We start from the raw sequence: 12,819 nt of genomic DNA on the forward strand, positions 1-12,819 counted from the left end.
TATTTGTTATACTATTTCTCACTGGCTTTCATTTTCAAAAGTGCTGCATTTACCACATGCTCCACCAAAATTGAAGTCGTGACTCCGCCAACTCCTCCTGGAACCGGTGTAATTGCATCTACAATCGGTTCTGCCTCATCAAATGCTACGTCTCCGCACAGATTGCCTTCTTCGTTCACATTGATTCCCACGTCAATAACAACCTGCCCCGTTCTTAAATGTTCTTTCTTTATAAATCCTGCACTTCCTGCTGCCGCAACTACGATATCTGCAGCCTGTACTTCCTGCTTTATATTCTTAGTCTTTGTATGACAGACTGTAATTGTTGCATTTTTCTTCAGAAGCATCATAGATACCGGCTTTCCGACTACAAGGCTTCGTCCTACGATCACTGCTTTTTTCCCGGTACAGTCAATTCCATAATGGTCCAGGAGCCTGATACATGCACTTGCGGTACACGGCGCATAGCCCATCTCCTTTCCGGCAAATATACCTGCCATGGAAAGATTGGTAATTCCATCTACGTCCTTTTCTACATCCAATGTATTTAAGATTTTCTCTTCGTCCAGATGAGATGGCAACGGGCGGAAAACCAATACTCCGTGAATATCTTCCGCCTTGTTTAGTTTCTGGATCGTATCAATCACCATTTCTTCCGTTACATCTTCCGGAAGCAGAAACTTTTCATATGCCACAGATAATTTTTCGCAACGCTTTACAGCATTGCGCTCGTATGCAATATCATCCTGTTTTTCACCAATTCGGATAATTCCAAGTTTCGGCATCACTTGATGCTCTTTTAATGTTTTTACTTTTTCTTCAATCTCCTCATTCAATGAAGCAGTTACTTCTTTACCTAACAGTATCTGTGCCATTTTACGATTCTCCTTTTTCATTACCGTGACTTAACGAATCTCATTGCATACGTTTTCAAATATTTCATCCGCCTTCTTCTCATAAGTTTTTCTGAGACTGTCTGTCTCATCATTCAACTGTTGAGCTAATACACGATCTTTCATAGATTTTGTGTTAATATAAATGTTCAATGACGCGCCCTGCAGTGCAGACTTCAAAAGTGTTGCTCCGACTCCTGCATCACTAAGTGCAATCCGGCTTCCTTTTTCAGCAAACTCTTTCATCAGGTCTAATCCTCTTGCACAGGTTTTCATAATTTCAAGCGGTACTTCACATGCATCTTTTAACACAACTGCCATAACTTCTTCCTTTTTTGCAAGTTCTTCCGGCGTACTCTTTGGCAGACTGTACGCTTTGCTTAATGGTTCAAAGACCTCGGCATCTTTTGCCACAAGTTCAAGAAGCCGCTTTGTAATTTCGTCTGCTTCTTTTTTACAACGGATAATATCTTCTTCTACATCTGCATAACGCTTCTTACCGACAGTAAGACTTCCCACCATATTGCCGAGTGCCACTCCGATTGCTCCAACTAAAGCAGACGCTCCGCCGCCTCCCGGAATCGGGGCACTGCTTGCAAGGACATCAATAAAATCCTTGCATGAGTTTTCTGTAAAATCTATCTGTTTATCTAATGAACTCATAGTACGTACCTCATTCTCTAAATACTTTAAATCGTAAAGATTGTTATTATAATAACATTTTCTAAGTGACACATCAATTTCCATATTATCTAAATCTATGTGCCAATTTTATCTACATTTTGTAAAAACTATGACATTTCATAATAATGTGCATAAATACCACCACGTGCGATTAACTCATCGTGTGTTCCACGCTCTGCTATTCCATTGTCAGCAACGACCAGAATCTCATCTGCATTACGGATTGTGGACAAACGATGTGCAATTGTAATGGTTGTACGATTCTTTGCCAACTCTTCAAGACTCTGCTGGATCCAACGTTCACTTTCATTGTCCAATGCACTAGTCGCCTCATCCAGAATCAGGATTGGCGGATTCTTAAGGAAAACTCTGGCAATAGAAATTCTCTGCTTCTGTCCACCGGAAAGCCGGGTTCCTCTTTCTCCGACAAATGTTTCATATCCATCCGGAAGTTCCATAATAAAGTCATGGATATTGGCTTTCTTTGCCGCATCTTCAATCTCTTCCATCGTAGCGTCAGGCTTACCATATGCAATATTTTCACGGATACTTCCACAGAAAAGATAAACATCCTGCTGCACAAGACCAATCTGATTACGCAGACTCTCAAGGGTCAGCTTTCTCACATCTTTTCCGTCAACCGTAATCTTTCCACCTGTTACATCGTAAAATCTTGGAAGCAGGGAACAAATTGTTGTCTTGCCACTTCCAGAAGGACCAACCAACGCAATTGATTTTCCAGCCGGAATATGGAACGATACATTTTCCAGAACCGGCGTGTCATCATCACTATAATGAAAGAAAACATTTTCATAATTCACATCTCCCTTCACGTCATCAAGCAGCTCTGCATCCGGTGCATTCGTAATCTCAGGCTCTGTCTCGACCACGTCCAGAAATCTCCGAAATCCGGACAGACCTTTCTGCATCATCTCAGTCAGCTCCACAAGAATCTGAATCGGACTGATAAAGATTCCGATATAAAGCGCATACATAGCAAGATCAGCTACTTCCATCTGACCATGGGCTATGAGCCAGCCTCCAAATACAAGCGTAATCAGATACATCATGCCCTGAAAGAACAGATTTCCACTCATAAAGCTTCCCATACACTGATAGTTCGCTTTCTTAGATAAAAGAAATCCATGATTGCTCTCCATGAACTTCTCCCGCTCAATCTCTTCATTTGCAAAAGACTGTACGACACGGATTCCGGCAAGCGTATCCTGCAAACTGGAATTCACGTTCCCGATTTTCTGCCTGTTATCCATAAATGTTGTCTGCATCTTCCGGTTCTGGCTGCCCGAAAAGAAAATCATAAATACAACCATTACAAGAAGCGGGATTGCAAGCTTCCAGTTGATCAGGAATAAAAATACAAAAGAGCCGATAATTTTAATCAGCGAGATAAATAAATTCTCCGGTCCGTGATGCGCAAACTCCGCAATATCAAACAGATCCGATACCAGTTTACTCATCATCTGTCCGGAATTGTTCTGATCATAATAAGAAAACGATAATTTTTCATAATGATCAAATAATTGTTGGCGCATATCGCGCTCCATGTGCGCTCCCATCATATGCCCCTGATAGCTGACATAATATTTACAACATGCCTGAAGAACATAAATCAAGAACAACACAATCCCAATCGGTACAAGATTACGCATAATTGAAGACGCATTTTCCACAAACAACGTCCTCGTAAGTGTCCGTAAAATCTGAGGAAAAGCCAGATCCACCAGGCTGATTATCGCTGCACAGGCAAGATCTAAGAAAAAAACAGCTTTGTATGGCGCATAATATTGAATAAATCTCTTTAACGTATGCATTTAAAAACCTCTTTCTACTCAAAATCGCTAGTAATATTATATATACAATTTTGAAAATATATCATTGGGGACGGGGTTTTTTCAAAAAAACCCCGTCCCCAATTAAACTTTAACCTGTCCCTTTTTGTAATCGTCAAAACAATTCCAATTATTTCAAAAAGTCTGGATCTTCAAAATAGTTTATCTTCATAGAATTTTTTACATCTCGAAGTGTTTCTGCAGCTTTTGCCTCTGCAACCTTGCTTCCTTCTTTGAGAATGTCGTATACATCCGGAAGTCTCTTCTCCCATGATTTTCTTCTCTCGCGGATTGGTGCAAGTTCTGCCTGCATTACATTGTTCAGGAATTTTTTTACTTTTACATCTCCAAGTCCACCGCGTTTGTAATGTTCTTTCAGTTCCTCCAGGTTTGCATAATCTGGAAGAAATTCGTCTACATAATCCTGCTTGCAGAATGCATCAAGATAAATGAATACCGGGTTGCCTTCTACCTGCCCTGGATCTTCGACTCTTAAGTGATTCGGATCTGTGAACATGGACATAACTTTTTTCTTAATGTCTTCTGCTTCATCTGACAGATAAATACAATTTCCAAGTGATTTACTCATCTTTGCCTTACCGTCGATTCCCGGCAGTCTCAGGCATGCTTTGTTAGATGGAAGAATAATATCTGGCTCTGTCAGTGTCTCACCATACACGCTGTTGAATTTGTGTACGATTTCTTTACACTGCTCCAGCATCGGCAGCTGATCCTCTCCTACCGGTACAGTTGTTGCACGAAACGCCGTAATATCTGCTGCCTGACTAATCGGATAGCAGAAAAATCCGACCGGAATGCTTGCCTCAAAATTCCTCTGCTGAATCTCGGCTTTTACTGTAGGGTTCCTCTGTACCCTGGACACTGTAACCAGATTCATATAATAAAATGTAAGCTCTGTCAGTTCCGGAACCATAGACTGAATGAAAATATTAGATTTTGCCGGGTCGATTCCGCAAGCAAGATAATCCAGTGCCACATTCATAATATTCTGTCTTACTTTCTCTGGATGTTCCGCATTGTCTGTCAATGCCTGAGCATCTGCAATCATAATATAGATTTCATCATAATCACCGGAATTCTGCAATTTCACACGCTCCTGCAGTGATCCTACATAATGTCCCACATGAAGACGTCCTGTTGGTCTGTCACCGGTTAAGATAATTTTCTTCATTTTTTGTTCTCCTTAGCATATATTTTACATAATCTGTATCCATATACAATTACATGTCTTTATAATCTGCCTGCTTTCCTTATATTATCTATGCTTAAAGCGTAGATTCAAAGCAAGCAATATCTAAGCAGGCAATATCTAAGCAGGCAATATCTAAGCAGGCAATATCCTTGTTCATTATAAGCTTTTCTTAAGAAAGCGTCAATACACGAACACAGTAATTCGTTAAACTGTAGGTTTAGGAGGTTTATCCTGTAAATCTATATTACAAATCTATACTGTAATTCAAGAATGCCTCGGCATTCTTGCTGCGAGGTGCGCGTCATGCAATTGCATGACATACTTCTACTGCGCACCTCTGCAATTCTGCCGGAGGCTATATCAGCTGGGGGATGGGCTCCCACCACTGATACCAGCTTGTTTCTCACCACCTATGGAGATGGGAGTCATCTCCCAGCTGATCTATTCTTTTATTATTATGCTACACCTTGTTGTCCTTTCTTACATGCTACTTCGAATTCTCTTAATTTTCTTTTTGCTTCTTCACTCAGATTTCCCGGCACATCAATCTGGACCGTCACATATTGATCTCCATGCTGATTCTTATCTTTCATAGAAACAATTCCTTTGCCTCTCAAACGAATCTTTGTTCCGGACTGAGTTCCCGGATTAATCTTACACAATACATTTCCGTGAAGCGTCTCAACCTTCGCCTCACCGCCAAGTACTGCTGTTGTGAATGGAACTCTGACTGTTGTGTAAACATCCATGCCCTTCCGTTCATATCCTGGTTTTGATGCGACTTTCACTTTCAGAAGAAGATCTCCTGCTTTTCCGCCATTGATTCCCGGATTTCCTTTTCCGCGAAGCCGAATACTCTTACCCGTATCAATGCCGGCCGGAATCTTTACCTCCAATGCTTTGCCTACTGCTTTTCCATTATTTTCCGTCAAATGTATGACTTTCTCACAACCAAAGGCAGCTTCGTCAAATCCTACTGTAATTTCTGCTGTAACATCTGCTCCGTCCTGGCTGTAATTTCCATACGATCCACTTTCGCCAAAGCCACTTCCACTAAAACCAGTGCCGCCAAAGCCACTTCTTCCAAAGCCACTTCCACTAAAGCCACTCCTTGATCCTTTCGAAGAACTTCTTGTAGCGCCGCCAAAGCCACCAAAGCTTCCTCCAAAAATGTTCTTCAGGAAATCGTCCATATCGCCATTTCCTTCAAAATGATATTCATGGAATGTACCGTCCGGTCCTGCATACTGGTAAGTACCGCCTCCATTTCTGCTATAAGCGCCACCATAAGCACCACCTGCTGCACCGCTTCCATCGAATGCAGCATGACCAAACTGGTCATACATTTTTTTCTTTTCCGGGTCACTTAATATATTGTAGGCTTCTGTTGCTTCCTTGAAGCGCTCTGCCGCCTGTGCATTTCCCTGATTTGTATCCGGGTGGTATTTTTTTGCCAGTTTCCGATATGCCTTTTTTATTGTGTTCTTGTCTGCATCCCGGCTAATTCCTAGGACTTCATAATAATCTCTTTTTGCTGACATAATCTGTTCCTCCCTTAGTTTGCTGTTTTTCATATTCAAGAATGTCTGCAGATTGTATTCTGATACCCTCTGATATCTTAAATCACCCCACAGGAATTTACCTGTGGGGTAATCATATCTGCCATAAAACATAATTTCTCGATTACTTCAGAACTCTTTTTGTTCTACTTGTAATATAACACTCATTTTTTATAATGTCAACATAAGATTATATTTTTTTAACGCCCGGAATTATTCATATTTACAACCAATAGGCTCGCCCATTTTTACCAATGTCTCTGCCTGTGCTTTTGTATTGTGGATAATATCCTTGTCCGGTTCTGCCATGCCAGGCTCTGTCATCACCACAATCGTAGAACCACCGAATTCGAACATTCCTTTTTCGTCACCACGTTTTACCTGAGCAGAATCTTCTTCATGATTATTGATTTTTCCAACCATCAAAGCTCCTACTTCCATAAGAAGGATTGTTCCTAGCTCCTTTGTCTTTAGAAGACAGTATTCCCTCGAATTCATTTTGTAAATTGGATAATAATCATTTGCCACTGGGTTCACTGTATGAAGTACGCCGCGAATCTTCCGCTGTCTTGACTTTCTTCCATCTGCCACATAGCAGTACCGGTGATAATCATCCACGGTCAGACGGATCACATAAATCCAGCCGCCCATATAACGTTCTGCCAAACGCTCATCTTTTAAAAGCTGCGCTGCCGAGTACTGTGTGTGTTTGATCCAGAATCTCCCTTTCCGCGTGATTGGATACGCAGTGACTTTTCCATCGCTTGGGCTGATCAGAATATTTTTCTGTTCATTGATCGGTCTTTGCTCCGCCTTGATCTTCCTTGTAAAAAATGCATTATAGGAATTAAATTCCTGCTTTTCATAAATGCCAAGATCAATGTGATTCTTTTTTACAAAGGAAGGGATTATCCTCCTGGAAAGTCTTGTACTTAAAAACTTTCCACAAATATCAGAAACTGCCGGAGACAAAAATGGGCGGAGCAGCATTCTGGTCAGCGCATGACCATAAATAACTTCTAACAGGTGATCCTGTCCAGTCGTTCCGTCTATTTTCATTCCATCACGAGTGATATATGTCACAGCCATGTCTTTTCCCTCACTTAATGTTCAATCTCTCATATATTCTTTCATGATTCCACCTGGCTTTGCAGGAATTCTCTACCAGATATGCAGTCCATGCAGCACTGCCAGTGCGACAATGACAACCATGACAGTCTGTCCCAGCTTCTTCGGCTTGCGGAGTCTGAAATTTGTGATAAATAAAAGTCCGATGATCAGTACAAGTGCATGCAAGGCAATGATAAAATCTTTGCCAAGTATCGGACGGAACACATATAAAATAGGAAGTGCAACTGCCATAGAAGTAATCGGAAGTCCTTGATAACATTCCCTGTTTTCCGTGGTCTCTTCCTGACGGATTTCTTCAGACACATTATACCATGCCAGACGGATCAGTCCTGCCAGCACATAGAACATCAGAATCGTAACTCCGATACCATGGTTCATTCCCATACGATATGCGATCAATGTCGGACCCACACCAAAACAGATAATATCTGCCAACGAATCAATCTGAATTCCAAACTTTTTCTCCACTTCAGTACGATTTTTTTTCGTCCGGGCAATCTTGCCGTCAAACATATCACAAAATCCTGACAGTGCCAGACAGACAATCGCCATTCTCGGATAACCATTCATAGAAAACAGCATTCCTCCCATCGAAATCAATACACTTACATAAGTCAGCACTACTGTGTAATCATATACACCTAACATCATTCATTTTCCTCAACTTTCTTGTCCCTTTTTAACATTTCTTCCTATTGTAAAATTCGCAAAAATTGTAAGCAGTGCACTTAAGAGCAGCTCGGTGTAATATCCCAGGCCACGGCTTAAGAGCATTCCCGGAAGCAATAACTTACTTCCAAATATTGGTAAAAATATTCTTAAAAATAACTGTTCGCTGATTCCCATTCCTCCTGGCAGTGGCAACATATCCACAGCCACAGAGATGGTTCCCTGCAATATAATGATGACAAATGCAGAACTTCCGGAGAGTCCAAATGCTTTATATACAAACCAGGTTACCGCGAACAATGCAAATCTCTGGAATACTGTAATTGCAAACACTTTCACAAGCACCCATACATGCTCCCGCAGATACACCGCCGTCGCACGGTACTGATCCATAGAAGCATTCACCTTTTCAAGTCTTGAACTCTTTTTCTTCATCAAATGCATTTTTTCCAGAAGGTCAAGTCCTTTTACAAGAATTGATCTTGCAAGCATCGGATGAAATACAAGTACCAGCATTCCTGACACACAGAATACATTGAGTGCCGTCCCCAGATAAAAAATATGACGAACCCGGTAAAGGTGTGCCTTAATAAAGCCCTGACCAAAAATTGTCAGTGTAACTCCGATTACCACAAGTACCAGCTTATATGTAATAGTCACGATCATAAGAACAAGCGTAGACACCGGAATCGGAATCTTCTCTTTTTTCATATAGTATATCTGAGCCGGCTGTCCGCCTGTCGCTGACGGAGTAATACAGCTAAAGAAAAAACCGACCGACGAAAATAAAAAACAGGTCCATTTTTTCAGTTTGATTCCAAGCGTATGCATCATATAAAAAATGATGATGGATTCACCCCAGATAAAAATCACGACACAGATCACACCCGGAATCAGCCAAAGCGGATTCACTGTCTTCACAATGTGGACGATTTTTCCCAGATCCTCCCCATGAAAGACGCCATACAGTGTTCCGGCAAATACAAGGATCAGGAATACTATATTAAATATCATTTTTTTCTTATCTGCCATTCTTCCTTCCCCCTGTCGGCTGTTTCCTTTTAGCCCGAAAAAACGAATCCTTCCATACATGTTTCAGCCGGTTAATGATATGTTGCAGCCAATCTGACATATTTTCAATGATTCTCTGATAAATCCGATATCCATTCGTACGTCTGCTTATCTGCCATGTTACTTCTGCCACCAAAATTCCACTAAATACATCAACCAGTACATGCTGTCTGAGTGCAAGGGTAGAAATAAATACCAGAGCTGCGATAATCTCAGACAAATTCTGGTACCATTTTGGAATATTTTTACATTTTCTAAGTCCTATACAGCAAAACCAGCTCGCCATACAGTGAATGGACGGAAACAAATTTATCGGCTTGTCAATCTGGTACAGAAAACGAACTGCACCAGTAAAGATGTCACTGCCTGTAAGTTCCGGTCTTGTATTTGTAGTTGGGAAAAATACAAAACAGACAAAACAGATCAACCGCGCATAAAAGTCAGCAGTAAAAAATTGATACCTGTGTTCCTCTTTCTGCGCCGCAATGAGTAGATAATTCACAACCCAGAATATATAGCATCCAAAATAAATTATGATGAATTGCGGCATAAATGGAACAATCCTGTCAACAGAACTCGACAGATTGCGTGCTGCAATTCCTGTTTTAATTAAGGGTGCACCCCAGTATACCACAGAATTCAACAAAAATGTAAATATCGGTGGCAATAAAATTCTTAAGATTTCTTTTTTCTCTTTTTTACACATTTTCTCTCTGCTTAATTTGTTCATAGTACCTATTTTATACGCAGAAAATAAAATAGCAACATATTTTAGAATATCTTAATAAAATTTATGAGTTTCCTTAAGAAACTGTGGAGTTTCGGCACTCTGCTAAGCTTTCCAGACCCTTTTGTCATATGCACACACGCTAAAAAGCCGACTAAATAAGTGATTTTCTCATTTAGTCGGCTGATCTATATTTTCAAGACTCATTCATAATCCTCAATGTGAATTTCCAGTCTGCCTGGCAAACAGATTTTTTATAAGAAGTCCTTGCAGGATACAAGAAGGTCTATCTTCTTCCACTGCGTCTCTTCGTCAATACAGTTTCCTTCTTCCACGGAAGCAAATCCACACTGCGGGGAAAGTGCAATCTGCTCTCCCACTACCGCTTTTGCTTCCTCATAACGTTTCTTAATTTCATCATGGTCTTCCAGAACAGGATTCTTTGTGGAGATCAGCCCTGCCACAAAGAGAGCGTCCTTATCTTTTAACACTTTCCAAGGTTCAAAAGAACCTGATCGCGCATCGTCATACTCTACAAAGAATGCATCATACGGAATGTCTGCAATGACTGGTGCCACTGCATCATAAAATCCAGAAAATAACGGATTCCCTTTGAAATTTCCTTTGCAGAAATGTGTTGCAACAACCATATCAACAGGCTTCTTTTCCAGTGCTTTTGTGGACACATTCCAAAACCAGTTCAACACCTCTTTCTGCGTATAGCCAAGTGCTTCTACTTTCTGTAAAAACTTCTTATCGATCAGGTAGGTCCATGAAGTATCGTCAATCTGCAGATAACGGCATCCATGATCATAAAAATCCAAAATTGCCTCCTGATAGGCCTTTGCAATATCATCAATCAAAGCTTTTAAATCTCTTCCATAATACGGAGTTTCTTTGTTGCCAAGCTGAAGGAAGTGATCGATCAGAATCATATTCGGACCGGAAATACATTTCTTCGCAGTCACACCTTCATACTGGGATGCCAGCCTGTGAAGATAATCCCATGCTTCCACCTCCGGGTGAACCTTATTCTTGTCATAGAAAATCTTTCCTGTCACTGTTCCAAGCTCGATTTCATTACTCGTTCCATTGATTTCCTTCGTAAAATGAATTGTATCAAATCCATCGAACTCTTTCAGCCAGTCCAGATGCCACCAGCGGCGGCGGAACTCTCCATCTGTGATAAATGAAAGACCATGCTCCACTTCTTTTTTAACCAGCTTTGCAATCTCCTCGTCCTCAACCTTTTTCAAATCTTCTCTTGTGATTGCACCACTTTTAAACTCTGCTCTCGCTTTTTTAATTGCCTCCGGGCGGAGGAAAGAACCTACAATATCATACTTTATCTGAATCATATCAAAATCTCCTTTTCCCATGTTTTTTGTTATCCTCTTCATGCATTACACTATACAAGAGAAAAGAAGATTTGAAAAATACATAAAAAGCGCAGTTTGTCATAACTTTAAGTTATGGCAAGGTGCATTTCTTAAGAAATTATTTTTCCATTGTGTCTGTTGGTCAGTATCGTTTAAATCTTCCTGATCTTGTGAAATATAATTGTCTCGAACAATATCTGCACTTTCTTCATATAAATGTTCCAGCGCCTCGAATTTTTCTTCAAACTGCCCGGAAAATTTGTTCCAGATCTGTGCATGATATTTCTGAAACCCGAAAAGATCTGTCAGATAACTAAACCGCTCCAAATCCTCAAATGTCATTTTTCTATTTTCAAGTAAAATATCTCTGTCCTTCTCTCCACAAAAATACAAAAATGCATATTTTTCAATATCTGCCTGATTCATATTCCGCCTCCTCTTTTTTGTTCCGTTTTGCCTCACTTTTACAACCGATTTTATCTTGATTCAACTGCAAAATCAATAGAAAAGGTGCAAAAAACGAGACGAAATTTGAGACCAATAAACGATACATTACAGATGTCGAAATCAATGCATTTACTTTCAAGAATGCCTCGGCATTCTTGCTGCGAGGTTCGCGTCATGCAATTACATGACATACTTCTACTGCGCACCTCTGCAAGTCTACACTCCGTTTCGGTCGGCGCAAAACCATTGTCCACCTGATATATTTTGATACTTATCCTCGTGGTGCTCCAGCCAGATAAAGACGCCAACACAAATCACTACAGAAATGAGTGAGCCTGCCGGAGCTGCACATTCCATTGGGAACAGCGTATCCTTAAAATGCACTGACGCATAGCTGCGAAGATATCCGGCTCCACTTACTGCAACTGCACCATCATTTGTAAATAATCCTACCAGCGGAACTGACACAAACTGTACGATAATCGTCATAATTAATCCATATGTCACCGTAATCATCAGCACATATTTAATGTCAGCTTTGCACGGTCGTGTTTTCCCACTCCGATATTCTGCGCCACAAGTGCTGAGATTGTAGACATCATAGACGATGGAACAAGGAATAAAATACTGATGATCTTCTCCACAATTCCAACTGCTGCCGCATCTGTCAGTCCTCGCTGGTTTGCAAAAATCGTGATTACAACAAAAGATACCTGGATGAAACCGTCCTGCAGGCACACCGGAACTCCGACCTTTAAAATATTTTTCATGGTCATGCGTTTCGGTCTGAAATCCGATTTTTCCAAACGAATTCCACCCTTTCTTTTCAAAATCACAACCATCGATACAACTCCTGTGCGCTCGTCGTTCCAAGGGCAGCACCGGCTGCATCCAACCCCAGCAATCCAATAAACAGATACTCCAGTCCGATATTGGCCGCACATGCCACCGCAATAAAATACATCGGACTCTTAGAATCCCCCATCCCCCGGAAAATGGAGCTGATAATATTATAAGCTGTGATAAAAGGAATCCCTATAAAACAAATAGTCAGATAACGAACTGTCCCTTCTACTGCCTCCGCCGGAATAGACATAATCCCAACAATTGGTCGGACAAGCACAAGAAGGACTGCCGCTCGTCAGATCTCTCTCCATAATAAAAATTACCTTTAAATTCTACTTCTGTATTTTCTC

General features: G+C 40.9%; 14 protein-coding genes. All 14 read right to left on the reverse strand.

The window, feature by feature from the left end; translation table 11 throughout:
• Positions 1–11: 11 nt before the first annotated feature.
• On the reverse strand, positions 12–875 hold the full coding sequence (locus C7E02_RS04645; RefSeq protein WP_022279743.1) for a bifunctional 5,10-methylenetetrahydrofolate dehydrogenase/5,10-methenyltetrahydrofolate cyclohydrolase: 864 nt from the start codon (positions 873–875) through the stop codon (positions 12–14).
• A 30-nt stretch (positions 876–905) separates the two neighbouring features.
• A complete protein-coding gene (locus C7E02_RS04650) occupies positions 906–1,556 on the reverse strand; it encodes a cyclodeaminase/cyclohydrolase family protein (protein WP_105308917.1) in 651 nt (216 codons plus the stop codon).
• A gap of 128 nt (positions 1,557–1,684) precedes the next feature.
• Entirely contained in the window at positions 1,685–3,409 is a 1,725-nt protein-coding gene (locus tag C7E02_RS04655) for an ABC transporter ATP-binding protein (RefSeq protein ID WP_005341429.1), read from the reverse strand.
• A 148-nt stretch (positions 3,410–3,557) separates the two neighbouring features.
• Positions 3,558–4,619, reverse strand: a complete 1,062-nt coding sequence (gene trpS / locus C7E02_RS04660) for a tryptophan--tRNA ligase (RefSeq protein WP_005333967.1) — start codon at positions 4,617–4,619, stop codon at positions 3,558–3,560.
• Between the two features lie 476 nt (positions 4,620–5,095).
• On the reverse strand, positions 5,096–6,181 hold the full coding sequence (locus C7E02_RS04665) for a DnaJ C-terminal domain-containing protein (protein WP_029731319.1): 1,086 nt from the start codon (positions 6,179–6,181) through the stop codon (positions 5,096–5,098).
• 231 nt (positions 6,182–6,412) lie between these two features.
• Positions 6,413–7,288, reverse strand: coding sequence for a phosphatidylserine decarboxylase (locus C7E02_RS04670; RefSeq protein ID WP_105308918.1), 876 nt, complete (start codon positions 7,286–7,288; stop codon positions 6,413–6,415).
• 72 nt (positions 7,289–7,360) lie between these two features.
• Entirely contained in the window at positions 7,361–7,981 is a 621-nt protein-coding gene (locus tag C7E02_RS04675; protein ID WP_005341426.1) for a CDP-alcohol phosphatidyltransferase family protein, read from the reverse strand.
• A 9-nt stretch (positions 7,982–7,990) separates the two neighbouring features.
• Positions 7,991–9,031 (reverse strand): lysylphosphatidylglycerol synthase transmembrane domain-containing protein, encoded by a 1,041-nt coding sequence (locus C7E02_RS04680; RefSeq protein ID WP_005341425.1) that lies wholly within the window; start codon positions 9,029–9,031, stop codon positions 7,991–7,993.
• The gene (locus tag C7E02_RS04685) at positions 9,021–9,776 is read right to left on the reverse strand and encodes a phosphatase PAP2 family protein (protein ID WP_022279276.1); all 756 of its coding nucleotides are present in this window, start codon (positions 9,774–9,776) and stop codon (positions 9,021–9,023) included. The genes C7E02_RS04680 and C7E02_RS04685 overlap by 11 nt, the downstream gene beginning before the upstream one ends.
• Positions 9,777–10,051: 275 nt before the next feature.
• A complete protein-coding gene (locus tag C7E02_RS04690; RefSeq protein WP_105309010.1) occupies positions 10,052–11,155 on the reverse strand; it encodes a 5-methyltetrahydropteroyltriglutamate--homocysteine S-methyltransferase in 1,104 nt (367 codons plus the stop codon).
• A 99-nt stretch (positions 11,156–11,254) separates the two neighbouring features.
• A complete protein-coding gene (locus C7E02_RS04695) occupies positions 11,255–11,602 on the reverse strand; it encodes a hypothetical protein (RefSeq protein ID WP_105308919.1) in 348 nt (115 codons plus the stop codon).
• A 237-nt stretch (positions 11,603–11,839) separates the two neighbouring features.
• Positions 11,840–12,145, reverse strand: coding sequence for a hypothetical protein (locus C7E02_RS19605; RefSeq protein ID WP_242978738.1), 306 nt, complete (start codon positions 12,143–12,145; stop codon positions 11,840–11,842).
• The gene (locus C7E02_RS19610; protein WP_242978739.1) at positions 12,139–12,465 is read right to left on the reverse strand and encodes an MATE family efflux transporter; all 327 of its coding nucleotides are present in this window, start codon (positions 12,463–12,465) and stop codon (positions 12,139–12,141) included. Before C7E02_RS19610 ends, C7E02_RS19605 begins: the two co-directional genes overlap by 7 nt.
• Positions 12,456–12,746 (reverse strand): MATE family efflux transporter, encoded by a 291-nt coding sequence (locus tag C7E02_RS19615; RefSeq protein WP_242978740.1) that lies wholly within the window; start codon positions 12,744–12,746, stop codon positions 12,456–12,458. Before C7E02_RS19615 ends, C7E02_RS19610 begins: the two co-directional genes overlap by 10 nt.
• Positions 12,747–12,819: the final 73 nt, after the last annotated feature.

The organism is Dorea sp. Marseille-P4042, assembly GCF_900290215.1.
GTDB lineage: Bacteria > Bacillota > Clostridia > Lachnospirales > Lachnospiraceae > Dorea > Dorea formicigenerans.

Excerpts from the sequence above, each read along its gene's own strand:
- C7E02_RS04680 (WP_005341425.1), bottom strand. The coding sequence starts at position 9,031 with ATGGCAGATAAGAAAAAAATGATATTTAATATAGTATTCCTGATCCTT.
- C7E02_RS04670 (WP_105308918.1), bottom strand. The coding sequence starts at position 7,288 with ATGGCTGTGACATATATCACTCGTGATGGAATGAAAATAGACGGAACG.
- C7E02_RS04695 (WP_105308919.1), bottom strand. The coding sequence starts at position 11,602 with ATGAATCAGGCAGATATTGAAAAATATGCATTTTTGTATTTTTGTGGA.
- C7E02_RS19610 (WP_242978739.1), bottom strand. The coding sequence starts at position 12,465 with ATGGTTGTGATTTTGAAAAGAAAGGGTGGAATTCGTTTGGAAAAATCG.
- C7E02_RS04690 (WP_105309010.1), bottom strand. The coding sequence starts at position 11,155 with ATGATTCAGATAAAGTATGATATTGTAGGTTCTTTCCTCCGCCCGGAG.
- trpS (WP_005333967.1), bottom strand. The coding sequence starts at position 4,619 with ATGAAGAAAATTATCTTAACCGGTGACAGACCAACAGGACGTCTTCAT.
- C7E02_RS04685 (WP_022279276.1), bottom strand. The coding sequence starts at position 9,776 with ATGTGTAAAAAAGAGAAAAAAGAAATCTTAAGAATTTTATTGCCACCG.
- C7E02_RS04645 (WP_022279743.1), bottom strand. The coding sequence starts at position 875 with ATGGCACAGATACTGTTAGGTAAAGAAGTAACTGCTTCATTGAATGAG.
- C7E02_RS04675 (WP_005341426.1), bottom strand. The coding sequence starts at position 7,981 with ATGATGTTAGGTGTATATGATTACACAGTAGTGCTGACTTATGTAAGT.
- C7E02_RS04665 (WP_029731319.1), bottom strand. The coding sequence starts at position 6,181 with ATGTCAGCAAAAAGAGATTATTATGAAGTCCTAGGAATTAGCCGGGAT.
- C7E02_RS04650 (WP_105308917.1), bottom strand. The coding sequence starts at position 1,556 with ATGAGTTCATTAGATAAACAGATAGATTTTACAGAAAACTCATGCAAG.
- C7E02_RS04655 (WP_005341429.1), bottom strand. The coding sequence starts at position 3,409 with ATGCATACGTTAAAGAGATTTATTCAATATTATGCGCCATACAAAGCT.